This is a genomic window from Methyloceanibacter stevinii, assembly GCF_001723355.1.
In the GTDB taxonomy this organism is placed as follows: domain Bacteria; phylum Pseudomonadota; class Alphaproteobacteria; order Rhizobiales; family Methyloligellaceae; genus Methyloceanibacter; species Methyloceanibacter stevinii.
Genome location: NZ_LPWE01000013.1, coordinates 437120 through 460490 on the forward strand (window position 1 = coordinate 437120; position 23371 = coordinate 460490).

The window sequence follows — 23371 nt, forward strand, 5'->3', positions numbered from 1 at the left end:
CTCTTCACAGACGATCGTCGGGCGCTTATTCCGCGTCCACCTTCGTGACGGGCGGCGGGGACCACTTGCCGGTCAGCGCAGCAGACTTGGGCGCGTAAAGACGCATGGTCAGGTTGAACGGACCCTTGGGCGCCGGCAGCCAGTTCGCTTCCTTGTCTTTCCCGGGGCTCTCGTTCTGGAAATAAAGGTCGAGCGAGCCGTCGTCGTTGTACTGGAACGGCATCCAGTTCGAGACCGCAAACCGGTTTAGCGGATTGGCCACCTGAAAACCCTGCGGATCGTAAAGCGTGATGGACCAGAACGCGTCCACCGGCGGAATCTCGTCCTTTTCGAAGTGGATTGTGTAGTTGTTCGAGCCGTCGAGAGGTTTGCCGTCCTTGTCGCCGATATTCAGCGGGTAGATCGCGTCCTCGGGCACATTCGCGCCGAGACCCTGTTGCGTGAGGATAGCGCGTTTCAGATAGTAGTTGCCGTAGACGCCGACCGTATCGGTGTTCATCGACCAATAGTTGACGACTTCGGCCAGCCTCGGCAGCTTCCACGCCATCAGCTCTTGCGCCGCCTTCGGCGCTTGCTGCACTGCCGACTTGATGGCCGGATTGGCGTTCTCGAAGTCGAAGCTCTTACCGGCCTCGAAACCAATCCGTTTCATCCGCGCGATGATCGGCTGGTCGGTGAAGTGCGGCGGTTGCAGCTTCATAAGCTCGGCCGCGTAGGTGAAGAACTTGTCACCCGGCATCGTGTCCACCTGCTCCTTGGGCGGCGTCTTCATGTCGATATCGGGATCGATCTTCGTCGGCTCAGGCTTCCAGTCGGCGTTGTCCTTCTGAGACAGGGGCCGCAGCGTGATGGCGTCTTGGATCTTGTTGACAGCCGCGTAGTCGTCCGGACCGTCCGTCTTGATGCGGCCGATGATCCACACATAGGGCGTCGACGCCTTTATTTGTGTGAGGCCCCCGGGAACCGTGCCGGTCCAGCCGGGCGGCGTGACGAGGAAGGTCTGCGCCTTTGTTCCTGTCGTGCGCCAGCCGGGCGACGCAAAGACGTCGGTCCACATGTCCAACATCGGCAGGAGGTAGTAGCGCCCGTCCGTACTCGGCATCGAAACAACCATCGGCTCCTTGGTCAGGTCGAGCCAGGCAGCTGAATACAGGGTATCGAAGTTCGGCCGCACCACCGTCTTCATCGCTGCCGTGGGGTAAGTCGGTACGTTGACGAACATGTTTTCGGGGCCCGCGAACTCGCCGACCTTGTCCACATTCGTGGATTGCCGGCGAGTCAGGTCCATCGTCACCAGCGGGTATAGATAAAGATAGGCCTCGGTCGCGATAGCGTTTGCTTCGTCCTGCGTGATCGCCTTTGCCGGCGTCGCGGCCAAAGGCGCGACGCACGCAAAGAGAAGCAGGCCCATCAGTCGAAGAATTTTTCGCATCGGGAGTCTTCCTTGGAAATGTAGAGTCGTCCGTTTCCGTGCCGAGTCCGGCCGGCACAGGCCTGCTGGCTATTTGCTAACGCGCGTCACGGCCGGCGGTTTCCAGGCCCCTTTGCCAGCCGGAAGGATGGAAGGGGCCTCGGTCTTCGGCCAGTAAAGCCGCATCACGAGATAGATCGGCCCATCGGGGGCAGGGAGCCAGTTGGATTCCTTGTCGGCGCCCGGAGACGTGTTCTGGATATACAGCGTCAACGAGCCGTCCTCGTTCTTCTTCAACTCAGGCAGCATCGGCGAGTTGATGAGGTAGCGGTTGATCGGGTTCTTGATCAGGAGCTGTGTCTTGCCGTCATACATGGTCACGGACCAGAACGCATTGACCGGCGGCAGTTCTCCCTTGGGGAAGGTGAGGGTGTAGTTGGCCTCGCTGCCGTCCAGCGGTTTGCCGTCCTGGTCAACGCGCGTCAGCGGATAGGTCGCCTCGACCGAGTCGTTTCCATAGATGCCGCCTTGGGCACCCGCCGCGCGTTTCAGCCAATCGCCGTCGTAGAAGCTTGGTCGCCGAACCAGGACCCGATCTTCCAGCCGTTGATGTCCTTCGCGCCGGCTGCCAGTTCTTCGGAAACTTTCTTGGCGCCTTGCTTCATGCCGAGGCCGATCTCGATCCGGTGGCCGAGCGGCAGGTCGCTGAACTTGAATGTCTTGCCCGGACCGACGCCGATCTTGGCGAGCTTCGCGCGGATGTCCTTCTCGTTCTCCGCGGGCGGCGCGAACTGGAGCGCGAAATCGAGATACTCGAAGAAATTGCTCTTCGCGAGATCCTTGTCGATCTTCGGAAAGTCGACCTCGGGCGCAGGCGGCGGTGCGGCGGTTCCAAGAAAGGCGTGCAGCGGTTCAGCCTTGTAACCGGCCTGAACCTTCTTGACACCGTCGATATCGGCGGCGTCGAACAGCTGCGTGCGGAAGATGGCGAGCGAAAAGTCCGTCGAGGACCGGAACACCTTGTCGATGCCCTTCGGCGCTTCACCTTCCCACTTGGGGCCGACGACCATGTAGCTGCCGGGCTGGTCGCCCGTGGCGCGGCTCCCGATGTAACCGTAATTGTAGGTGTTACCGTCGACGAGCTGGACGGAGTAGTAGCGCTTCTTCTCGACGGCCGGCACGGACAGGACCATGGGCTCGGCCCTCAGATCCATCCAAACCATGGAGTAAGGCGTGTCGCTGTTCGGTGTGACGACCGCGGTGTCTTTGTACGTATAGACCTGCGAGTCGTTCTTGATCTGATTGAACGGCGCCTTGAACTGGCTGGAATCCTTGTCGACCGCGTACTCGTACATCACCGAATAATTCATCACGATGGGAAGGCCGTAGATGAAGCCTTCCTCGGCGATATTCTTGGCGTCGAGAATGCTGGGCCAATCCTCCGCTTTCGCGGGCGCTGCGGATAAGATCAGCGCGGCCCCAAACCCGATGGCGGCAAGCCTGCTCAGTGATGCTTTCTGGAACATGTAGAGAAGTCCTTACGGCCGTGCGATACGCAGGTCGGCCGGCTTCGAGGTTTCGGTGAGGTTCCCCGGGCAGCGTGCCCGGGGATTTTCTACTGTCTCAGGCTGGAATACGGTCAGGCTATTGCACAGGGATCGAGCATTTGCCGAACTGGCTGAAGCTCTTGCCAAGCTCCGAGACCGATCCAGAATAGGCGCCGGTCTGCTTGTCCACGACGGCAGTCCAGGTTTGCAGAGCCCGGCGGCCGTGGAGAATGAGCACCTTCTCGTCCTCATAAACATCGCCTGAATTCAGCAGGCCCTCTCCGCCAAACAGTCCGGAAAAGAGTTTCTTCTCTTTGACGTGGAGGCTGACGGAAGCCGGAAGGTTATGAGATCCCGCCGGGAGCTTCTTGCACGCGCCAGAGGGCGTGCACTCGAACACCTCGGTCAGACTACAGGCGAGTGGCTCCGCGTGCGCGGGGGCCGTGACGACACAAAGGACGGCGAAAACCGGCGCGGCAAAAAACGCGCCGCGGGCAAAGTTGGAAACGAGCATTTAATGGTCTCCTTGACGAGTTAACACCTCTTGAGCGCAGTCGAACGACGACGGCTCAAGAGGTGTTATGACCTAATATTGGACGCACAAGAACCACTCCAGGTTCCAGTGGCCTTGGTCTGAGCTAATCGAGCCCAGACCCTTAAGCGAAGTCGGTCAATAAAGGTCGCGGCCGGCGTCTTCCGACGTTCCGATCGCGTCCGTTTCCTCATCGGTCGGCGTCGTGGTCTCTTTGAAGGTTTCCTTCAACTTGTCCATGAAGGTCTCCTCTTTGGGAGCCTCTTCCGCCGAGCCGGCGGCCGTGGCGCTGTCGCCGGCGGCCTCGTCCTGAGCGTGAACCGGCGCCGGAGCCAGTCCGAAACCGACCAGCAGAAGTCCGGCGCAAAGCCCTGCAAGCAACTTTGTCATCTGAGTGTATCCTCGAGAATTTGATCTCAATGCTGTGGCCTTACGGCTAGAGGCCGTGTGCCTTGGCGTCAGCTTCTTCCGACGGGGTCAACTCGCCGGCCTGCTCAAGCGCCTTGATGCAGTCAGGAGACAGCTCATGGCCGTGCTGGCGCATGCAGAGCGTCAGCAGCTCCGAGCCGATGCCGTCTTCGTTGCAGTACTTCCGATAGTCGACGTCGCAGTACTTTTCCTCCGCCGGCGTAGGCTCGGCAGCGAATGCCGGCATGGCAAAAGCGCCGGTCAGGATGGCTGCAATGGCTAGAATTTTCGTCATGTTTTCCTCACTAGAATACAATGGCAATGTTAGCTTCTACATCCGCGCAACAAGGGGCGCTAGTAAAAGGGGCGCTAGTAAAGAGCGGCGCGCCGGAACGAACGCCGCGCAACGCCCGCATAGGACAGCGGCGTCAAAGGCCGGCCGATAATGTCGATGAACACGGCTACCTCGGTGCCTTCGGCCGGCATCTCGCCTTCGATGATTTTGACCGTGTAGGTCAGGGTGTCGTTGTCGAGGACCGGATCCTTGAGCTCCACTACGGTCTGCTTGAGTGTCTTGCCGTCGATAATGGAGATGTCCGCGTTCGGCGGGTCGGACTTGAAGCTGTCTTTGCCCTCGCTCCAAAACGGGATGAACTTCGTCGTCTTCATATTGCCGGCGATGCGCTCCGGACGGTCCGTGAAGAACAACGTCACGGGGCTGACATTCTCCAGTTTCAGCGTGCTGGTGTCCGGGTCGAACGCCATGCTCTTGGCGGTCTGGACGAACAGGAAGTCGGCCATCTTCGTCTCTTCTGCGGCATTGGCAACGAAGACGCCAAGGACGAGAAGGGTCAGGGCCAGCGCGACGCCCACAGCACTGCGAGCTCGTATCGTCATTTCGGGGGTTCCCTCTAGGATTGTAAGCGCGTGACCCTATGCAGAGGCTCGGGTATAAGTCTTGCCATCTGGTGCCAAAAGGAACGGTCTCGAATGCTGCAGGAGAGTTTTGCGCACAACCCGCGGACGCTGCTGCATATCGCGCCATATCTGCTGAGCCGCTCGGTTTCACCGGTCGAGATTTTCAAGCGAGTCGGTGTTTCCCCGTCCTCGCTGTTGAACGCCGAAGGCTGGGTGCCGCGCGATCTTTGCTTCGCCCTCGGCGCTGAACTCTATGCCGTCACCGGCGACCGTTTCCCCGGCGCCGATATCGGACGCAGGTTCAGACTGACCGATCTCGGCACCTGGGGCGTCGCGGTCAGCGGCGCCCGCACGGTCCGCGAAGCGTGCCAGACCGCCGCGAAGGGCATTGGTCTCGTCCACCAAGGAACCGATCTACGCTTTGATGTTGATGGGGGGCAGGGCGTTCTCAGCTTGTCGTTCGCCGGCCGCTCCGCGGCCGAGCCGCAACAGCATGTCCTCGGCGCCCTTGCCGTTCTGCGCGGTATCGCGCTGCTTGCAGGCGTGCCCGAAGCGGTCGGTGCGCAGTTCGTTCAGCCATACGAACGGGCAGGCGACCGGCTTGAGGAAACGTTCGGCTCTTCGCTGGCGTTCGGCTGCGATCGCGATGGGATCGTCATAGACCGCTCGATCCTGGACTTCCCGCTGCCTCCCTTCGATCGGGCGACCCGCACCGTCGATCCGCTGGAGACAGCCGAGCGTCTGGGCGTGTTCGTCAAGGAGCTTCTGCCTTACGGCGCGGTGACGATCGATCATGTGGCCGGCCTGTTACATCTGAGCCGGCGCACGTTGCAGCGGCGGCTTCGAGACTTCGGCTTCTCGTTCGAGGAGCTTGTCGACGACGTGCGGCGCGTCGAAGCCATCCGCCGGGTCGTCATTGGCGATGAGTCCGCGCTCGAGATCGCGTTCATGCTCGGCTATTCGGACCAGGCGCATTTCAGCCGCGCCTTCCGCCGGTGGACGGGTCTCTCGCCGCGCGACTATGCGCGGCGTGTGTAGGCCTTGCGCCGCTAGCCCGCCCGCATGAGCTTCACTGCATCGTCCCGTTCGAACAGGTAGAGCAAGAGCCGTAAGCGCTCGCCGCGCTCGCCTTCCAAATGCGGCATGCGTGAAAGGCAGAGCCTGGCCTCGTCACGGGCGGCTGCGAGCAGGTCCTGATGCTCGGGGAGCTGCGCGATGCGGAAGGCAGGTAAACCACTCTGCCGCGTACCCAGCACTTCGCCCCCGCCGCGCAGGCGCAAATCCTCCTCCGCGATCACGAAGCCGTCTTCCGTGTCGCGCATGACGTTGAGCCGCTCGCGGGCGACCTCGCCAAGTGGCGCCTTGTACAGCAGCACGCAGGAGGACTGGGCGGCTCCACGGCCGACACGCCCGCGCAATTGGTGGAGCTGCGCCAGGCCGAAACGTTCCGCATGTTCGATGATCATGATCGACGCATTGGGAACGTCGACGCCAACCTCGATTACGGTGGTGGAAACGAGCACGGACAGCTCACCGGCCGCGAAACGCGCCATGACCGCGTCTTTCTCTTTGCCCTTCAGCTTGCCGTGGACCAAGCCGACCTTGTCGCCGAAGCGGTTCTGCAGATGCGCAAAGCGTTCCTCTGCCGCGGCGAGGTCGAGCATTTCGGATTCGCCAACGAGCGGGCAGACCCAGTAGACCTGCGCGCCGGTTTCGACGGCGCGTTCGATCCCGTCCACGACCTCGTCGAGCCGCTCCAGAGGCACCGTCCGCGTCAGCACCGGTTTGCGCCCCGGCGGCTTCTCGTCAAGCCGGGATACGTCCAGATCGCCGTAGCTGGTCAGCAGCAGAGTCCGTGGAATGGGGGTCGCCGTCATGACGAGAAGTTCGGCGCCCGCACCGACACCCTTCGCCTGAAGCGCCAGCCGTTGGTGCACACCGAAGCGATGCTGCTCGTCGATGACCGCAAGGCCGAGATCCTTGAACGCGATTGCCTCCTGAAACAGCGCGTGGGTGCCGAGCAGGATATCGATTTCACCGGCCTTCAACGCGTCGAGGATCGCGAGCCGTTCCTTGCCTCGCTCGCGGCCCGTGAGCAGCCGCACGCGAAGGCCGGCGGGTGCGGCGAACCGGGAGATGGTCTCGAAGTGCTGGCGCGCCAGGAGTTCGGTCGGGGCCATCAAGGCAGCCTGATGACCGGCCTCGACCGCTGTCGCCATGGCCAGAAGCGCGACGATCGTCTTGCCGCTGCCCACGTCGCCTTGCAGGAGGCGCAGCATGTGCAGCGGGTCGGCCATGTCCGCGTCTATCTCCGCAAGCGCGCGCGTCTGCGCGCCCGTCAGAGCGAAGGGCAGGGCATCGAGGATCGCTTTGCGAAGCCGTCCCGGCGCCGTGATCGTCCGCCCTGCACGGCGCTTCATCGATTGGCGGAGAATGGCAAGCGCGAGCTGGTTGGCGAGAAGCTCGTCATAGGCGAGCCGCTCCCGCACCGGGTTGCTCGGCAGGAAGTCTTGGTCGGTCGTTGGGGCGTGAAGCGCCTTGATGCTCTTAGCGAACGAGTCCCAATCGTTCTTCTTCAGAAATGCGTCGTCGATCCACTCGGGCAGATCGGGCAGCGCCTGCAGCGCGCCGTGGACGGCTTTGCGCAGGCTCGTATTGGAGAGGCCGGCCGTCAGAGGGTAGACCGGTTCGAGCTCCGGCACGCCGGCCGCCTTCCACAGGGGCCACATGGTCCGGGTGGGGCATTTGCAGGCGGCCGTCGTAGGATTCGAGCGGCCCGATATGATCCTGGTCTCGCCCACGGGAAGCAGGCGTTCCAGATAGCGCTGATCGGCCTTGAAATAGACGAGGTCGAGCGCGCTGGTTTCGTCCTCAACGAGGATGCGATAGGGCGCCCGGCGTCCCTTCCGCCCGCCGCCGGGACGATGCTCGGCCACACGGACGGTCAGGGTCACGATCTGCCCCAGCGGGCTCTCGGCGATCGAGGGCGTGTGCGCCCGGTCGATGAGCCCGACCGGAAAATGCCACAGAAGGTCGATCAGGCGGGCATGGCTGCCAACGGCCGTTTCGCCCGTACCCTTGGGCCCGACACCTTTGGGCGCTAAAAGTTTGTCTAGGAGCCCTTCGATTCGCGGGCCGACACCTTTCAGCGTGCGTACGGGTGTGAAGAGCGGATTGAGCCGGGCGGGGCGCATGGGCCTAGTCTATCAGGCGATTCGGGACGGACCTGGTATCCCAAAGCGCGGCCTTTGTATCGCAGGGCTCGGGCTCTGTGCGGCGCGGCGCGGCCTTGACATCGAAAGGGCCGCTCTGTCTAACGCAGCAACGAGGATTGGAAGCTTGGATCATGACGAGTGATCTTGGAATGCGGCGTCGCCGGGCCGTCTGGCGGGCTTCTCACAGAGGCACGAAGGAAATGGACTATCTGCTTGGCCGCTTCGCCGAGCAAGCCGTCGACAGCATGAATTCCGACGAGATCGCCGTCCTGGAGCGCCTGATCGAGATGCAAGACCCGGAAATCGAGTTGTCCGTCTATGAAGGATACTCGCTGGGCGACAAGGATCTGGACACGCTGATCGTCCTGATCCGCCAGTTCCACAATTTTCCGGGAACCCGGCAATAGCCGCGCCCGCCGAGCAAGCCGTAGCGTCATGAGTTCTCAAGTTCCTCTGCCATCCCTGCCTGTGGACCGCCTTCTGGCGGGTCAGCGCGCCATCGCGAGCGGCGTGCCCGAAGGGCTGGACGCCTTGCTGCTCGGGGAGCTTGCGCGCCATGCGGGTACGCCCATCCTGCATGTGGCACGGGACGGACAGCGCGCGGCGACGCTCGAAGAGGCCATTCGCTTTTTCGCGCCCGATGTCCGCGTCCTGAACTTCCCCGCCTGGGACAGCGTTCCCTACGACAGGGTCGGGCCCAATGCGGAGATCGTTGCCGACCGGATCGAGGCCCTGTCGGCCCTCGCTGCCCGGGAGGAGGGAGACGCATCCCCGCTCGTGTTGCTGACCTCCGTGAATGCGGTTCTTCAGCGGGTCCCGCCGCGCGCTTTTATCGAGCTTCCAGCCTGAACCTTCGCGCCGGCAATGTCCTGAATATGGGCAAGCTCGTGGAGCGCCTCGAGTCCGCGGGCTACGTGCGAACCGGCACCGTAACCGATGCGGGCCAGTACGCGGTGCGGGGCGGCATCCTAGATCTATTTCCGCCCGGCGGGCAGCCGGTCCGTCTCGATTTCTTCGGAGACACGCTGGAATCCATCCGCGCCTCAATCCGGAAACCCAGCGCACGGAATCGCGCATCGAGGCGATCGATTTCCTGCCCATGAGCGAAGTGGCGCTGACGCCCGAAGTGCGCAGCGGGTTCCGCCAGCGCTACGTGGAACTGTTCGGGACCGTGAAGGGCGACGATCCGCTCTACGAGGCTATCTCGGCGGGGCAGCAGCATCAGGGCATGGAGCATTGGCTGCCGCTGTTCCATGAGCGGCTCGATACGCTGTTCGATTATCTGCCGGGCGCCGTCGTTACACTCGATCCGTTGTCGGACGATGCGCGCGAGAGCCGGCTGGAACAGGTGGTAGACCATCATGATGCCCGCGCGGAGGCGCTGGAGCGCAAGGCATTCGGCGCGCCGCCTTATCATCCGGTCCCCGCCGACAGCATGTTCCTGACGGAGGCCGAGTGGCAGGGGTTCTTGGGCGCCGCGCCGCATGTGATCGCTTTCGATACGTTCGAGCGCCCGGAAGCGGACGGCGCAGCCATCGTATCCTTCGGCGGCAGGCAGGGGCGGTCGTTTGCGCCGGAGCGCCAAACGGAAGGCGCCAATGTCTTCGATGCGGTCGTGGCTCACACAAAGAAGCTGATCGCCGCGAAGAAGGTCGTCGTCGTTGCCTGCTGGAGTACGGGTGCGCGGGAGAGGCTTGCGGCGCTGCTCGCGGAACACGGGCTGGACGGCACGGTTCGCGTGGAGACATTCCCGGAAGCTGTTGCCGCGCCGCATGACCTGGTTACCGTCGCCGTGCTGCCGCTCGAAACCGGGTTCGAGTCGCCCGCCTTGCCGTCATCGGCGAGCAGGACATTCTGGGCGACCGGCTGGTGCGGAAACAGCGCAAGCCCAAGGCGTCCGATGCGCTGACGGAAGCATCCAGCCTCACGGTCGGCGATCTCGTCGTTCACGCGGACCACGGCATCGGGCGCTTCGTCGGTCTCAGCACCATCGAGGCGGCGGGTGAGCCGCACGATTGTCTGGAGCTTCACTACCAGGGCAACGACAAGCTCTATCTTCCCGTCGAGAATATCGAGCTTCTGACGCGCTACGGCTCAGACGAGACCAATGTTGTCCTCGATAAGCTCGGCGGCGTTGCCTGGCAATCGCGCAAGGCGAAGCTGAAGCAGCGTATCCGCGATATGGCCGAGAAGCTCATCAAGGTGGCCGCCATGCGCGAGTTGCGCACCGCGCCGTCTCTCGCGCCGCCCGACGGCACCTATGAAGAGTTTGCCGCGCGCTTCCCGTATGAGGAGACCGAAGACCAGATGACCAGCATCAACGCGGTGCTGGACGATCTGGCGAGCGGACGCCCCATGGACCGTCTCGTCTGCGGCGACGTTGGCTTCGGCAAGACTGAAGTGGCCCTTCGCGCCAGCCTCGTGGCGGTGCTCGCGGGCAAGCAAGTGGCCGTCGTCGTGCCCACCACACTCCTGGCGCGGCAGCACTACAACACCTTCGTCGAGCGGTTCCGGGGATTTCCCGTGCGCGTCGCGCAGGCCTCCCGTCTTGTCTCCGGCAAAGAGCTGAGCGCGACCAAGGAGGGGCTGAAGAAGGGCGATATCGACATCGTCATCGGCACCCACGCGCTGCTCGGAAAGTCGATCGACTTTGCCGATCTCGGCCTCCTCATCATCGACGAGGAGCAGCATTTCGGCGTGAAGCACAAGGAACGCCTGAAAGAGCTGCGCGAGGACGTACATGTGTTGACGCTGAGCGCCACGCCGATCCCGCGCACGCTGCAACTCGCCATGTCCGGCGTGCGGGAGATGTCGCTGATCGCGACCCCGCCCGTGGACCGGCTTGCAGTGCGCACCTACGTGTCGCCGTTCGATCCCATGACACTGCGCGAGGCTTTGTTGCGCGAGCGCTTCCGGGGCGGCCAGACCTTCTTCGTCGTGCCGCGCATTTCCGATCTCGACGAAGCCGGAGCCTTTCTCCAGGAGCACGCCCCGGAGCTGCGGGTCGCGCGGGCCCACGGCCAAATGAGCTCGACCGAACTCGACGACGTGATGAACGCCTTCTACGACCGGCAATACGATGTGCTGCTGTCCACGACCATCGTGGAGAGCGGACTCGACATCCCGTCGGCCAACACGCTGATCGTATATCGCGCGGACCGGTTCGGTCTCGCCCAGCTCTATCAGCTGCGCGGTCGCGTCGGCCGCTCCAAGATCCGCGCCTATGCCTATTTCACGATCCCCGCCGATGCGCGCATCACCCCGGGGGCGCAGAAGCGCCTCAAGGTGCTGCAGTCGCTCGACACGCTGGGCGCCGGCTTCATTCTTGCGAGCCACGATCTCGACTTGCGCGGGGCTGGCAACCTTCTCGGCGAGGAACAGTCCGGCCACATCCGCGAAGTCGGTTTCGAGCTTTACCAGTCCATGCTCGAGGAAGCCGTTGCCGCGTTGCGGGAGGGCGAGGGCGGCACGATCGAGGATCAGTGGAGCCCACGCATCAATCTCGGCACATCGGTCCTCATCCCCGACGCGTATGTTCCCGACCTACAGGTTCGTCTCGGCCTCTACCGGCGTCTGTCGGGTGTCGAGACCCAAGAGGCCATCGAGGCCTTCGCGGCGGAGTTGATCGACCGTTTCGGTCCGTTGCCGGACGAAGTGCGCCATCTCCTGGATGTGGTCGAGATCAAGGGGCTCTGCCGTCAGGCCAATGTCGAGCAGATCGATGCGGGACCCAAGGGGCTCGTTGTGGCGTTCCGGAATAACGAGTTCGCCAATCCCGAAGGGCTCATGCGCATGATCAGCAAGTATGCGCGCAAGACCAAGGTGCAGCCCGATCAGAAGCTGGTCTTCTACGGCAATTGGCCGAGTGCGGAAGATCGCCTGATCGGCGCGCGGGACTTCCTCAAAGAGCTTGCCAAGATCGCCGGCGCGGCCAAGGCGGCAGCTTAGCTGAATCGCAATGTCCAATGAAAAAGAGCTGCTGAAATTGGATGACTACCGGCGGGTGTTCTGCGGGCTCTTGTCACGACAGGTGAGACTGATCGACGTCGCTATTCATTCAATCTTGAAGCGCGACGAGTTCGAAGGTGATCAGCAAGTGGAGGTTCAAACCATACTACTCATGCTGCAGGGCATGGGAGTGTCGGCCCACTCAATCCTAAATCTGAGTCAGACGATCAATATGGGCGTAAGAGACTGCTACGGAATTGCCCGCACAGTAGTCGAAACTGGAATCAATATTGCCTACATCGTTGCTGGCGGAAGCGACACAGTCCAGAAAGCACGGCGTCACGCAGAGCAGAAGACATTCAGGGATCTGAACCGTACGGCGGTGATCGGGCCCTTTATGTTCAAAGCGGCACGACTAGGTCCTCTCCCGGATGCAAGTGCCATTCCGGGCCTCAAAGAGGCTCTGGACGAATTCACCAACAAAAAAGGTCGTGAGATTCGCAGCTGGACTAACGACAACATAGACGATCGTTTGCACCAGATTGAAGAGCGTTTCCCAGGGGGCACCCTGCTTTTCGCGGGAGCACTAGCTCAGGTTTATCGATATTCATCAGAAATCCTTCACGGCACGTATTTCGGTTCGATCTATTTCTGGACGGGAGGAAGCAAGCGGCCCTCCAATCGTGCCGAAACAGAGTGGGTCCTATTCTCTACGCATCTAGTGTCTGTTATCTCTGCCTGCCTCTTTGCAATCAGGGCAGTGATTGAGATCCTGGAGCGGCACTATGGAATGGTGGAAACAAAAGAAGAAAATGCTCGGATACTTGAGCTTCTGGTGGAAACCGTCGAAGAGCATCTAGTTCACCTATCTCCGGAGGATTTCTTCGGGCCAGCCTAGATCTGCTTCAGGATTTGGTCGCGCAGAATGCGGCCCCCGGCGTCGCGCGGGATCGTGCGAACGATCAGCAGCTTGTCGGGCAGTTTGTAGGACGCGACGCTCCGTTCGTTCAGAAAGTCCCGAAGCGCTGCCAGGGAGACCGGCATGGACGGATCGGGGACGACCGCGGCGAAGATCCGATCTCCCATGACAGGGTCGGGCAGAACGAAACAGGCCGCATCGAGAAACCGCGGGAACGCTTGATAGAGCCCGTCCAGTTCCGAGGCCGCAATCGTGAACCCCCCATGGTAGACGAGGTCGGGATCGCGAATGACGGCAAGGCGGCCGTTTCGCATTTCGCCACGCAAGCCTGTTGCAATGAAGTTTCGAGCATCGCGGGCGCCAGTATCGCGCGTCGCATCCTCGGCTGCGCGCACTTTCGGGATCAGCGGACCACGGACGGCGATATCCTTCGTATCAGGTTCCGGTCCGGCAACGAGCGCCGTCTCCAGAAACGCGGTGACCTCTCCGTGGTCGGCGATCTGGAACACGCCCGACGGCAGTGTTCCTCTTCCTAGCCTCTTGCTGTCGCCCTCGATCAGGCAAGCCAGGTCGCCCAATGGATAGAGTTCGAAGCCGCCGCGATCCGCCGGCGCTTCCACAGCCAGCCGATCGCCGAGGTTCGGTGCGGCGCAGACCCGGCCGACATGCCGAAGTGCGCATTGCGGATCGGTCACGATGCCGTCTTCGAGAAGCCGGTCCAGAACCGTGCCGGGCAGGGCGGTCACGGTCGCGCCTGTGGTCAAAATCTGCTGGACGAACACGGCGTGGTCGAACGGGTCGTGCAGCGCCAGGGCTGTCCCGCCAATCAGCCATGGCGCAAGCCCCAAGGTGATGCCGATGGGCCCCGTGAGCGGATAGGGATTGAGGATCACGTCGTGGCGGTCGAGCGACAAGGCCATCACGGTCATGGCCCCTTGCAGCAGCAGGTCCTTCTGCTCCCGGACGAGGGGGACGACAGGCTCGCCGGCGCGGGCCGTGAAGGTGATCAGGCCGGGCCAGGGTTCGCGCGCGGCACGAAGCCCGGGGCGGGGCCATCCAGGATTGCATCGTCGAGGGACGCGACGCCGTCGGGAAGGTCGGGGCCGAAGCCCATGACAAAGCGGATCGACAGGCGCGTGGCGGCGACATCGCGTAGGAGGTTGGCGGGGCGTTCTCCGGCGCAACTCGACATGCCGATGAGCGCTGCGGGCTCGAGCAAGTCACAGACCTTTGCAAGTTCGGTCGCGCGCCACAGCATCGGAACGGCGGCGACGGTGAGGCCGGCGCGCCAGGCCGCCAGCAAGGTGAGCGGAGATTCGACGAGGTTCGGCAGCTGAACGGCGACGCAGTCGCCAGGCTCAAGTCCCACATGCGCGAAATACGCGGCCAGCGCCTCGACGGCGATGTCGGCCTCGCCGAAGGACAGACGCCGGGGAGCGGACGGCGCCAGAATGCGGCGGTTCGGCGGATCGAGCAGTGCCAGAGCCTCGGGTGTTTGCTCCGCGTGGCGGCGCAACAGGCCGGCCGGCGTGATGCGGGCACTGTCTTGCGGTCGGTCGGGCTGTGGCGCTGCTAGGGTCGTCATCGTCTCAGAGTTGGTGGCGGCTCAAGATCGTTATCGACTCACGGTCATTCATCGGGCTTTACGGCTTCCGGGTTTCGCGGCGTGGATCCCGGTCTTGGTCGTACCACCACGTATCGATTTGATAGCCATAGAGTGGCGTTTCGTCCGGCCGTTGCAGCTTAGTCCAGCGGGCGACCCATTGATCCGGTAGATAGAACAATGGCACCACATAGTCACCGGACAAGAGAACCCGGTCCAAGGCCCTTACCGCCGACACGAAGTCCTCGCGTGTCTTGGCTTCGAGCATAGCGGCGATCATTGCATCCACCGCCTCGTTCTCGACCCCGGCCAAATTGAACGAGCCTTCCGTCTTGGCCGCCTTGCTGCCCCAACGGAACGACTGTTCGTTGCCGGGCGACAGCGAGGCCCCCCAATAGTTCGGGATCATATCGAATTCGAAGGTCTGCTTGCGGCGCTCATACTGCGCCGAGTCGACCTGGCGGATGCGAACATCGATACCGATTCTTTTGAGCGCATCCGCATAGGTGAGGAGCAGGCGTTCTTGTGAGCGGGTGCGCGCCAGGATCTCGAAGGTGAACGGCTCGCCCGTCTCGGCGTTCACGAGCGTACCGTTCCGCAACACGTAGCCCGCCTCGCTCAACAGCTTCAGCGCGGCAATGCGGCCTTCTCGGTTCTGGCCGGCCCCTTCGCTCGCCGTGAACGAAAACGTCCCGTCCATGATCTCCGGCTTCACGGCATCGGGGAAGGGAGCCAGGAGCGCGCGCTCGGTCTCGTCCGCCGGGCGCCCGTGCGACGACAGCTCCGAACGGGCGAAATAGCTTTGCGAGTAGGCGAAGAGGTCGTGATAGAGCGTCCGGTCGATCCAGGTGTAGTCGAACATACGGATCAACGCCTGCCGCACGCGCGGATCGGAGAAGATCGGGCGGCGCGTGTTGAAGACGAGGGCCGACATGCCTGCCGGCGTCTCGATCGGCAGGGCTTCGGTTACGACCTTGCCCTGCCGCAAGGCGGGGAAGTCATACCCTTGCGCCCAAAGGTTGGGCGAGAGTTCGTCCCGAAGGTCGACGAGCCCGGACTTGAATGCCTCGAACATCGAACTGGCGTCCCGGAAATAATCGACGCGGATCTCATCGAAATTGTAGCGGCCGCGATTGACCGGCAGGTCGCGCCCCCAATAGTCGGGATCGCGCTTGAAGGTGAGGCTCTTGCCCGGATCGACGGCCTCCACGACGTAGGGGCCGCTGCCGAGCGGCGGCTCGAGCGTGGTCTGCTCGAAGCTCTCTGGCGTCAGGGCATGGCTCGGGAGTATGGGCATCAGCCCCATGATCAGCGGCATTTCCCGGTCCCCGGAGTCGTCGAAAGTGAAGCGGACGGAGCGCTCGCCCGTCTTTTCGACCTTCGCGACTTTCTTGTAGTAGGAGCGGTGGTTGGGACGCCCGTGGTCGCGGAGGAGCGCATGGGAGAAGATGACGTCATCCACGGTGATCGGGGTGCCGTCCGAGAACTTGGCCGCAGGGTTAAGCGTGAACTCGACCCAAGACCGGTCCGGTGGCGTTTCGATGGTTTCGGCGATCAGGCCGTAAAGCGTGAAGGGCTCGTCATAGGCCCGGGCGGTCAGGGTCTCGTAGACGTACTCGCGCACGCCGTCGCCCGAAACACCCTTCACAATGAACGGATTGAGGTTGTCATAACTGCCTTGTTTGCCGAAACGGGCCCGGCCGCCCTTGGGCGCGTTGGGGTTGGCGTAGGAAAAGTTTGAGAAATCGGCACGCTCGAGCGGCTCGCCATGCATGGCGATTCCGCCTTTGGGGTCCGCCAGGGCTCCTGCAGGGCAGAGCAGGAGTCCCGCGGACAGGAGCAAAATAGGGGCTTTCAACGATGACCTTGGATGGCTATAGATGCCAGCGCGTTACGCTATCGAGCTAAAGGTAACATTCCTAACTAACAAATCTTACGTCGTACCGAATCCTTCCCCAAACTAGATCACCGGAAGGCTGAGACTACGGCAAGCCCGAGACAGCGGTTATAAAGCCACGCCCGCGCCGCATTTCGGGTATTGACCCTAGTTAGGGAGAATGGGCACCGGTAGGGCCGGCGGATCATTGCCAGTCCAAATATAGAGAGAGGAAAGGTCGTTTAATGATCTGGTCCAAGGATCGCTGGAATAGTATTGGCCGCACTGCGCGCGTCATGTGCTGGGCGCAAGTCTTCTGGTGCTCGGCATCACTTCCGCCAGCGTGCTCGCGATGGCCCAGCAACCCAATTCCTCCGCCGCACCGAAGCGCGCCCCGGCTGGCGGTGCAGCAGCGCCGGCGGCGGCCGGGCAACCCTCTTGGGTCAAGCTGTGCGTGAAGAACGAGCAAACCGGCAACAAACAGATCTGTCTGATCCAGCACGAGACCTTCGATCCCAACATGGGCATCGTGATGGTCTACGCGGCCATCCGTACCGTGGAAGGCGATCCCGCGAAGCAGTTCATCGTCCGCATGCCGACCGTGTATTCGTTGGTGATGCCGACTGGCGCACAGGTTGTCGTCGACAAAGAGCAGCCGACCCCGATGCCGTTCTCGGTCTGCTTCCCGGCGAGCTGCCAAGCAGACATGGAACTCACGGACGATCTCCTGGCCAAGATGCGGGCAGGGCAGCAGATGGTCGTCGCGGCGATGAACGTGCAGAAGAAGACCATGGCTTTCCCGGTGCCGCTGACCGGCTTTTCCTCGGCGTTCGATGGCCCGCCCACGGACACCGCAGCCTACGAGCAGCAGCGCCGCCAGACGATCGAGATGTATCGGAAGCGTCAGCAGGAACTCGCCGCCAAGGCCCGCCAGGGCCAAGCCGGTGGCGCCCAGCAGCCTGGTGCAGCTCCGCAGCCCGGCGCAGCGCCGCAGCAATAAGATCAGCGGGCGCTCGAGCCCGCGCAACAGAATTTGTTGGGCCGCGTAGGATCACCTGCGCGGCCTTTTCTGTGGCAGTTGAGCACCTTAGGCGCTTCGAGCGTCTAATGACGTGAGGAGATGGGCCAACGGAAAACCGCCGTGGACCGGCTCAATGCTCCTGGACGAAGCGGAAGCGGAACACGCCGTCCCTCAGGTCCTCGAAGAATTCCGGGATCTGCGGGTGCCGCAATGGCTCGTCGGATTCGTCCGGCAGCAGGTTCTGCTCCGAGACATAGGCCACGTATTCGGTGTCGGCGTTCTCGGCGAGCAGATGGTAGTAGGGCTGGTCCTTTGCCGGCCGAACATCCTGCGGAATGGACGCATACCACTCTTCCGTATTGGAGAAGGTCGGGTCCACGTCGAACACGACTCCGCGGAAGGGATAGACCCGATGGCGGACCACTTGACCGATCTGGAATCGTGCGTTTCGAACCGTGGACATCATCCTACAGATAAGATCGCGGGCACGGCACAGTGTCAACGCGGGACCACAAGACCTTAGGACCAGCGGCGATTTGACCACATGAACTGTTCCGGGTTCTCGCGAATCCACACTTCGAAGTAGCGCTGGATCGCGGCCGTGATGGCGCGAATGTCCTCGGCCTGATTCTTGGTGCGGGGGATCCTGAGTTCGTTGACATTGACGTCGAAAACCGAGCGGTTCCCGATCCGGATGCAACGGCCGATCCAGATGCGGGCGCCCACGCGGCGCGCGATCATGGCGGCAATCGGCATGCTCTTGGCGAGATGGCCGAAGAACGGGACTTCGATGCCGTTGCGGTCGTACAGATCCGAGATGAACCCGAGCCGGCCGCCCTGGCGGACATAGTCCATGATCAGCCTGGCCGTCTTCTGGGTTTCGTCGTCGCCGGCGGTCCGGCCGCGGCCGAAAAGTCCGCCCGGATAAAGGGCTTGGCGCTGCTCGCGCAGATAACGGTCGACATACGGGTTCTTCACGGACCGATAGACGCCGGCCGGCCGGACGCCGGCGAGGGTCACGGGCCACATGCCGATTTCCCAGTTGCCCATGTGCATGGTCACGATCAGGGCCGGGCCCATCTTGTCCTTGTAGCGCCCGATCCAGTGCCCGTTGGTGACGTGGAGCCGGCTGGGGTCCTTGATGATGCGGTCGATGTTCATCGTTTCCACCATCACCCGGCCGAGATTGTCCCAGGCGGCAACGGCGATGCGCTCGCGCTCTTCGGGCGACTTCTCGGGAAAGGCGCGCTCCAGATTGGCCAAGGCACGCTTGTGGCGGCGGTTGCGCTTGCCCAGGACCCGCCAGAATAAGGCGGAGATATCGCAGGCGGTATCGAGCGGCACGAGGCGGACGAGGCCGATCAAGAAACGGAGGCCCGCGTACTCAAGCCGATATTTGAGGTCGGTTGTGAAGGAGGTGTCGAGTGAGTTGGCCAAGTGTCAGCCTTCAGTCTTTCGATTGATGCGAGAAGCGCCGGGATGGTTTCGGGGCGGCGTCGAGAAGCGCAACGTCTTGAAGACTCTGCGAACCGACGTCAAGCAGGCAGACTGTCGACGGGGCGCATGAGACGGGGCAGATCGGCGGGCGGTGCCAGTCCGGCCTGCATCACCATCCGCTTCAGGGGGGCGAAGGCGTTGAGCCCGGTCAGAACCGCGCTGCGCGCCAGTTGCACGGGCAGGAGTTTGGTCAGCAGGGAGCGCCCCAAGAGATCGACCCCGACAGTACGCGACAACACATCGAGCTGGCGGCCTTGGCGTATTGGGTGAGGACCGGGCCCCGCCAGGATCGCGGTCATGGCGCAAGGCATCGGCGACACAATCTGCCAGGGCCGCCGCATCCCGAGGCCGAGATTGAGCCCCTGAGCGCCGATCGGCGCCATGATATGAGCAGCTTCTCCCACGAGCGCGGTACGGTTCGCCGCCATTTGCTTGGCGGTGAGCCCCGCGACGGGAAAGCTGGCGCGCGGCCCGACGTCCGAGATGACGCCGAGTGTCTCGTCGAAGCGTTCTTGCAGGCGGCCTGCGAAGCTTGCCTCATCGAGAGCCATCAACTCTTCGGCTTCCTTCCTGCTGGTCACCCAAACGAGGCTCGACGTGTGTTGATCGGGTGTCGGCACGCTCGTCACCGAGCCGCCCTCCCTATGGAGCTCGGTCGCGACCCCCCGATGGGGCAGGCTGTGGCGAAAGCCGGAGGCGATGGCCGCCTGCTCATAGCGCACGTCCCGCGTCTCGATCTGCGCCGCCTCACGGCAGATCGAACGGCGTCCGTCGGCCCCCGCGATGAGACGGCACGAGAGCTGCTCTCCGGACTGGAACGTCAGCGTGGCCCCATCGGGGCCGAGGTCTATCGTTTCGACGGGCTCGGGCGCGAGACGGGGCAGGACAGCGCGCGCGCGCTCGTAGAGGACCGTGTTCAAGGCGGCGTTCGCAATGTTGAAGCCGAAGCTGTCGAGGCCCAGTTCCCGGGCTTCGAAGGCGATATCGGGCGAACGAAGCAAGCTCCGGGAGGCATCGACGATCCGGATGGCCGTGAGCGGCGCGGCATCCGGCGCCAATCGCTCCCACACGCCGAGACGTCTCAGGAAGTCGACCGAACTCGTCAGCAAGGCCGCCGTGCGGGTCTCGGGTCTGGCCGGGGCAGTCGCCGGGGGCGGCGGGCCGGCAAGGGCCACTGTCGCGCCCACGTGGTGGAGCGCTAGGGCGGTCGCGATGCCTGCGGGGCCGGCTCCGACCACGACTACATCGAACATCGGCGTATCCGGCGTCTGCGCACTCATCGTCAATCCTTCCTGTTTCCTGATAACGCAGCGGGGGCCGGAACGCACGGATCAACATCACAGTGTCGCCGATGCCAGAGCACCTCTGGCGCCCTCCCGGAGGGAGGTCACGGCGCCGGAATCGCGAAGTTGCGATTCCACATCCTGAAGAGCCACCTAAGTCCTTGTCCACGGACAAGATTTTCCCGATCTGGCATCGGCGGGCCCATTTCCCCGGCGCCGAAGGGCTATTGCACCGCAACAGGGCAGAAAGATCACTGACATCGTGGACTTGACGAGGCCTGCGACCGGCCGCCGCGGCACATCGCCCGGAACATAAAAACACAATCTAAAACAGCGTGTTAAGGCGCTCCCGTTCAGAGGGTCGGAAGCTGCTATTCTGTGGCCCGAGAGACCCCCGTGGCCAATGTGCAACAGCCCTGAGTGAAATCCTGGATGTCGCCGGAGTGTCACACACCCGTCATGGCTCGGGAAATAGAACGTTAACCGAGGTTCGCAGGACGCGGGCTTGCTGAATTGCTGGGTTCAAGAGGGACGAAGACACCTCAGCCTAGTGACGAGGCCAGATCGAAAATTTAACTCTATCAGAGTGGAGAGGGGTCATGATCGGGGGACTTAAGAAAGTCGGTCTTACGTTGTTTGCGAGCGCCAGCGCGTTTGCAATTCTTGCTTCGGCAGCGCCGGTTGCCAAAGCGCAGTACATCACCCGGGCGGAGTTCGAGGAATACAAGAAGTCTCAGCCCGTCGTGAAGTGGAAGGGCGCACCGCAGATTTCCAGCGCGGACGGCAAGTTCAGCTTCAAGGTTCGCGGCCGTTTGCAGGTCGATTACAACTCCATCGACCAGGATGAGCCAATCACCGGTGATCCGGACATCAACGATTGGGAAGCGCGCCGCGCGCGTCTCGGCGTTGAAGGCAAGATCTGGTACGACTGGAAGTACAAGTTCGAAATCGACTTCGCCGGTAACGAGGTCGACATCAAGGATGCCTACATCGCCTACGCTGGCTTCAGCGACTGGAACAACCTCCAGATCCTGTTCGGTCAGTTCAAGATCGCCAACTCGCTCGAAGGTATGACCAGCTCGCGCTACATCACCTTCATGGAGCGGGCCTTCTTCATCGAGGCCTTCGAGGCTGAGCCTCGCGCTCTCGGTGTTGGCCTCCATGCCGGTAGCGACGACGACTTCGGTTGGTCGTTCCAGACGAGCTACAACGGTCCGAACATCGGCGACGACGGTGTTTGGGACGACGGCCCGTCGATCTGGGCTGTCCGCGGTACGGTTGCGCCCGTCAATACCGACGATGCGATCGTCCACTTGGGCGCCAGCTACCGGAGCCGCAACAACGGCACCGAGGAAGGCGTTTCGGCTCTCTACAACTACGAAGCCCGTCCGGGTCTCCATCTCGCGGACAAGTTCGTCGAGACTGAGCCGCTCGGCGAATCCGACCAGTACTGGGGTCTTGAAGGTGCCGCCGTGTATCGTCGCTTCTCGGTACAGGGTGAATATGCCGAGCTGTCGACCGACGTGCCGCAGTACTACAAGAGCATGTCGCCCCGCAGCATCAACCCCGACTACAACGGTTGGTACGTCTTCGGCAGCATGTTCCTGACCGACGATATGCGGAACTACGAAGCCGACAAGGGCGAGTTCGGCCGCGTCAAGCCCAACAACCCGTTCGACATCAAGAACGGTGGCTGGGGCGCCTGGGAAATCGCAGGCCGCTGGCAGCAGGTTGACGTGGGTGCCGATGCTTCGGCTCTCCTCGCTGCCGGTCATGACTGCGACAAGTGCGGTGACGAAGAAGGCTGGACCATCGCTCTGAACTGGTACCCGACCGCTTATACGCGGCTGATGTTCAACGTCATCGGCACCGACATCGGTGGCGAGTTCGACGAGAACGACGGTGCCGATATCAGCGGCTTCGGACTGCGCGGTCAGATCGACTGGTAGGTCGAGACCACCTGAACGCGAAGATATCCCCTTTCGCCAAACTGCCGCCGCCCCTGTCCCGGGCGGCGGCCTTTTACTCGGGGAAAGGCTGATAGAGCCAGGCCCGCCGGTTTGACCGGCGGGCCTTTTTCGTTCGGCCGTGTTCAAGGCAGTCCCAAGGCCCGGCGCCCGAAACGGGCGATAGACCGACTACGGTAATCTGAGTTATTCAGGAGACCGGGGTGCAACGGACTCGACGCAAGCCAGACCTTCATGACGCTTGTCGAATTTCTCACTGATCCGCATGTCTGGGCGAGCTTCTTGGCCTTGAGTGCGATGGAGATCGTGCTCGGCATCGACAATGTCGTGTTCATCTCGGTGATGGTGCAGCGGCTCCCGCCGGAGCAACAGCTCACCGCACGCCGTATCGGCTGATGCTGGCGCTGGTGTTCCGCGTCATCATGCTCGGCTTCCTCACCTGGTTCATTCACATGACCACGCCGATCTTCACGTTGGGGGAGTACGACTTTTCATGGCGTGATCTCATCCTTCTCGCAGGCGGGTTGTTCCTCCTGGTGAAGGGTACCCGCGAGATACATGAAGGGATCGAGGGGAGCGGCGACGAGAACGGATCGGGACCCATCGCGGCCTCGATGACCGCGGCGGTCGTGCAGATCGCCGTGATCGATCTCGTCTTCTCGGTGGATTCGATCATCACGGCCGTGGGCATGGCGGACCATATCGAGGTGATGGTCGCGGCCGTGGTCGTGGCCATCGCCGTCATGTATGTCGCCTCGGGACCGGTGGCCGCTTTCATCGAGCGCCATCCGACGACCAAGATGCTGGCCTTGTCCTTCCTGCTGCTCATCGGCGCCGCACTCGTGGCCGATGCCTTCCACTTCCACATTCCGCGCGGCTACATCTACTTCGCGATGGCGTTTTCCGCAGGCGTCGAGTTCATCAACGTGCTGGCGAGCAAGAAGCGGCGGACGATCGGGGGCGAGAACGACTCGCCGAAGCCGCCGCCGGAGGCCTGACGCGTGGCGTCGTTTGAGGCGCGGCGTTGCCGCAAAGCCACGCCGTTGCGGTGGCGGGCGAGGGCGATCGGCAGTACAATCGGCCTCAGCCCGGTGGGTATTGTGGACAAGCAGAGCGCTGCTAGGAAACTGTTACATCCGCCCGGTACGCCATTCGGACACGCATATTGGTTGCACTGCGCATTTTTTAGTCGCACCGCACAAAATATCGCGTTGAGCCGATTGCCT

General features: G+C 62.6%; 17 protein-coding genes and 3 pseudogenes. 7 read left to right on the forward strand and 13 right to left on the reverse strand.

Annotation, left to right across the window (positions count from 1 at the left end; translation table 11 throughout):
• Positions 1 to 25: 25 nt before the first annotated feature.
• The 6 genes and pseudogenes from AUC70_RS14195 to AUC70_RS14220 form a co-directional block, all read right to left on the reverse strand.
• The gene (locus tag AUC70_RS14195; protein WP_069445428.1) at positions 26 to 1432 is read right to left on the reverse strand and encodes a DUF1254 domain-containing protein; all 1407 of its coding nucleotides are present in this window, start codon (positions 1430 to 1432) and stop codon (positions 26 to 28) included.
• A gap of 69 nt (positions 1433 to 1501) precedes the next feature.
• Positions 1502 to 2937, reverse strand: a pseudogene (locus tag AUC70_RS14200) (DUF1254 domain-containing protein).
• A gap of 118 nt (positions 2938 to 3055) precedes the next feature.
• Positions 3056 to 3472, reverse strand: coding sequence for a hypothetical protein (locus tag AUC70_RS14205; protein WP_069445429.1), 417 nt, complete (start codon positions 3470 to 3472; stop codon positions 3056 to 3058).
• A 156-nt stretch (positions 3473 to 3628) separates the two neighbouring features.
• Complete coding sequence (locus AUC70_RS14210; protein ID WP_069445430.1) at positions 3629 to 3880, reverse strand: hypothetical protein; 252 nt, start codon at positions 3878 to 3880, stop codon at positions 3629 to 3631.
• Between the two features lie 46 nt (positions 3881 to 3926).
• Positions 3927 to 4193 carry a hypothetical protein gene (locus AUC70_RS14215; RefSeq protein WP_069445431.1) on the reverse strand — a complete coding sequence of 89 codons (267 nt, stop codon included), beginning with the start codon at positions 4191 to 4193 and terminating at the stop codon, positions 3927 to 3929.
• Positions 4194 to 4267: 74 nt separating this feature from the next.
• Positions 4268 to 4795: a hypothetical protein gene (locus AUC70_RS14220; protein WP_069445432.1), complete on the reverse strand. Its 528-nt coding sequence runs from the start codon at positions 4793 to 4795 to the stop codon at positions 4268 to 4270.
• A gap of 93 nt (positions 4796 to 4888) precedes the next feature.
• On the opposite strand from AUC70_RS14220, the gene AUC70_RS14225 reads away from it, so the two are divergent.
• Entirely contained in the window at positions 4889 to 5854 is a 966-nt protein-coding gene (locus tag AUC70_RS14225) for a helix-turn-helix domain-containing protein (protein WP_069445433.1), read from the forward strand.
• An 11-nt stretch (positions 5855 to 5865) separates the two neighbouring features.
• Here AUC70_RS14225 and recG read toward each other — a convergent pair whose 3' ends face one another.
• Complete coding sequence (recG, locus tag AUC70_RS14230) at positions 5866 to 8010, reverse strand: ATP-dependent DNA helicase RecG (RefSeq protein WP_244505641.1); 2145 nt, start codon at positions 8008 to 8010, stop codon at positions 5866 to 5868.
• A 170-nt stretch (positions 8011 to 8180) separates the two neighbouring features.
• Here recG and AUC70_RS14235 point away from each other — a divergent pair, with 170 nt between their 5' ends.
• The 3 genes and pseudogenes from AUC70_RS14235 to AUC70_RS14245 all read left to right on the forward strand — a co-directional run bounded on the left by AUC70_RS14235 (position 8181) and on the right by AUC70_RS14245 (position 12877).
• Entirely contained in the window at positions 8181 to 8438 is a 258-nt protein-coding gene (locus AUC70_RS14235; RefSeq protein ID WP_280138263.1) for an FAD assembly factor SdhE, read from the forward strand.
• A 28-nt stretch (positions 8439 to 8466) separates the two neighbouring features.
• A pseudogene (gene mfd / locus AUC70_RS14240) lies at positions 8467 to 11979 on the forward strand (transcription-repair coupling factor).
• A gap of 10 nt (positions 11980 to 11989) precedes the next feature.
• Positions 11990 to 12877, forward strand: coding sequence for a hypothetical protein (locus AUC70_RS14245; RefSeq protein ID WP_069445434.1), 888 nt, complete (start codon positions 11990 to 11992; stop codon positions 12875 to 12877).
• On the opposite strand, the gene AUC70_RS14250 is transcribed toward AUC70_RS14245, so the two are convergent.
• From AUC70_RS14250 to AUC70_RS14260, 3 genes are all read right to left on the reverse strand, one after another.
• Entirely contained in the window at positions 12874 to 13827 is a 954-nt protein-coding gene (locus AUC70_RS14250) for a class I adenylate-forming enzyme family protein (protein WP_069445435.1), read from the reverse strand. The two genes, AUC70_RS14245 and AUC70_RS14250, sit on opposite strands and share 4 nt — an antisense overlap.
• Positions 13828 to 13904: 77 nt before the next feature.
• Positions 13905 to 14483, reverse strand: coding sequence for an AMP-binding protein (locus AUC70_RS14255; RefSeq protein ID WP_069445436.1), 579 nt, complete (start codon positions 14481 to 14483; stop codon positions 13905 to 13907).
• Between the two features lie 58 nt (positions 14484 to 14541).
• Positions 14542 to 16275: an extracellular solute-binding protein gene (locus AUC70_RS14260; protein ID WP_083241626.1), complete on the reverse strand. Its 1734-nt coding sequence runs from the start codon at positions 16273 to 16275 to the stop codon at positions 14542 to 14544.
• Positions 16276 to 16675: 400 nt separating this feature from the next.
• On the opposite strand from AUC70_RS14260, the gene AUC70_RS14265 reads away from it, so the two are divergent.
• Complete coding sequence (locus AUC70_RS14265) at positions 16676 to 17377, forward strand: invasion associated locus B family protein (RefSeq protein WP_069445438.1); 702 nt, start codon at positions 16676 to 16678, stop codon at positions 17375 to 17377.
• Between the two features lie 151 nt (positions 17378 to 17528).
• On the opposite strand, the gene hspQ is transcribed toward AUC70_RS14265, so the two are convergent.
• From hspQ to AUC70_RS14280, 3 genes are all read right to left on the reverse strand, one after another.
• The gene (gene hspQ / locus AUC70_RS14270; protein ID WP_069445528.1) at positions 17529 to 17861 is read right to left on the reverse strand and encodes a heat shock protein HspQ; all 333 of its coding nucleotides are present in this window, start codon (positions 17859 to 17861) and stop codon (positions 17529 to 17531) included.
• 56 nt (positions 17862 to 17917) lie between these two features.
• The gene (locus tag AUC70_RS14275) at positions 17918 to 18835 is read right to left on the reverse strand and encodes a lysophospholipid acyltransferase family protein (RefSeq protein WP_069445439.1); all 918 of its coding nucleotides are present in this window, start codon (positions 18833 to 18835) and stop codon (positions 17918 to 17920) included.
• 98 nt (positions 18836 to 18933) lie between these two features.
• Complete coding sequence (locus AUC70_RS14280) at positions 18934 to 20175, reverse strand: FAD-dependent monooxygenase (RefSeq protein WP_083241605.1); 1242 nt, start codon at positions 20173 to 20175, stop codon at positions 18934 to 18936.
• Positions 20176 to 20777: 602 nt separating this feature from the next.
• On the opposite strand from AUC70_RS14280, the gene AUC70_RS14285 reads away from it, so the two are divergent.
• Positions 20778 to 22127: an OprO/OprP family phosphate-selective porin gene (locus AUC70_RS14285; RefSeq protein WP_069445440.1), complete on the forward strand. Its 1350-nt coding sequence runs from the start codon at positions 20778 to 20780 to the stop codon at positions 22125 to 22127.
• Between the two features lie 252 nt (positions 22128 to 22379).
• Positions 22380 to 23143: pseudogene (locus AUC70_RS14290) on the forward strand (TerC family protein).
• The last annotated feature ends 228 nt before the right edge of the window (positions 23144 to 23371 follow it).

Coding starts and splice junctions, on each gene's coding strand:
- AUC70_RS14195 (WP_069445428.1), bottom strand. CDS start 1,432: ATGCGAAAAATTCTTCGACTGATGGGCCTGCTTCTCTTTGCGTGCGTC.
- AUC70_RS14205 (WP_069445429.1), bottom strand. CDS start 3,472: ATGCTCGTTTCCAACTTTGCCCGCGGCGCGTTTTTTGCCGCGCCGGTT.
- AUC70_RS14210 (WP_069445430.1), bottom strand. CDS start 3,880: ATGACAAAGTTGCTTGCAGGGCTTTGCGCCGGACTTCTGCTGGTCGGT.
- AUC70_RS14215 (WP_069445431.1), bottom strand. CDS start 4,193: ATGACGAAAATTCTAGCCATTGCAGCCATCCTGACCGGCGCTTTTGCC.
- AUC70_RS14220 (WP_069445432.1), bottom strand. CDS start 4,795: ATGACGATACGAGCTCGCAGTGCTGTGGGCGTCGCGCTGGCCCTGACC.
- AUC70_RS14225 (WP_069445433.1), top strand. CDS start 4,889: ATGCTGCAGGAGAGTTTTGCGCACAACCCGCGGACGCTGCTGCATATC.
- recG (WP_244505641.1), bottom strand. CDS start 8,010: ATGCGCCCCGCCCGGCTCAATCCGCTCTTCACACCCGTACGCACGCTG.
- AUC70_RS14235 (WP_280138263.1), top strand. CDS start 8,181: ATGCGGCGTCGCCGGGCCGTCTGGCGGGCTTCTCACAGAGGCACGAAG.
- AUC70_RS14245 (WP_069445434.1), top strand. CDS start 11,990: ATGTCCAATGAAAAAGAGCTGCTGAAATTGGATGACTACCGGCGGGTG.
- AUC70_RS14250 (WP_069445435.1), bottom strand. CDS start 13,827: ATGACCGTGATGGCCTTGTCGCTCGACCGCCACGACGTGATCCTCAAT.
- AUC70_RS14255 (WP_069445436.1), bottom strand. CDS start 14,483: ATGACGACCCTAGCAGCGCCACAGCCCGACCGACCGCAAGACAGTGCC.
- AUC70_RS14260 (WP_083241626.1), bottom strand. CDS start 16,275: ATGCATGGCGAGCCGCTCGAGCGTGCCGATTTCTCAAACTTTTCCTAC.
- hspQ (WP_069445528.1), bottom strand. CDS start 17,861: ATGTCCACGGTTCGAAACGCACGATTCCAGATCGGTCAAGTGGTCCGC.
- AUC70_RS14280 (WP_083241605.1), bottom strand. CDS start 20,175: ATGAGTGCGCAGACGCCGGATACGCCGATGTTCGATGTAGTCGTGGTC.
- AUC70_RS14285 (WP_069445440.1), top strand. CDS start 20,778: ATGATCGGGGGACTTAAGAAAGTCGGTCTTACGTTGTTTGCGAGCGCC.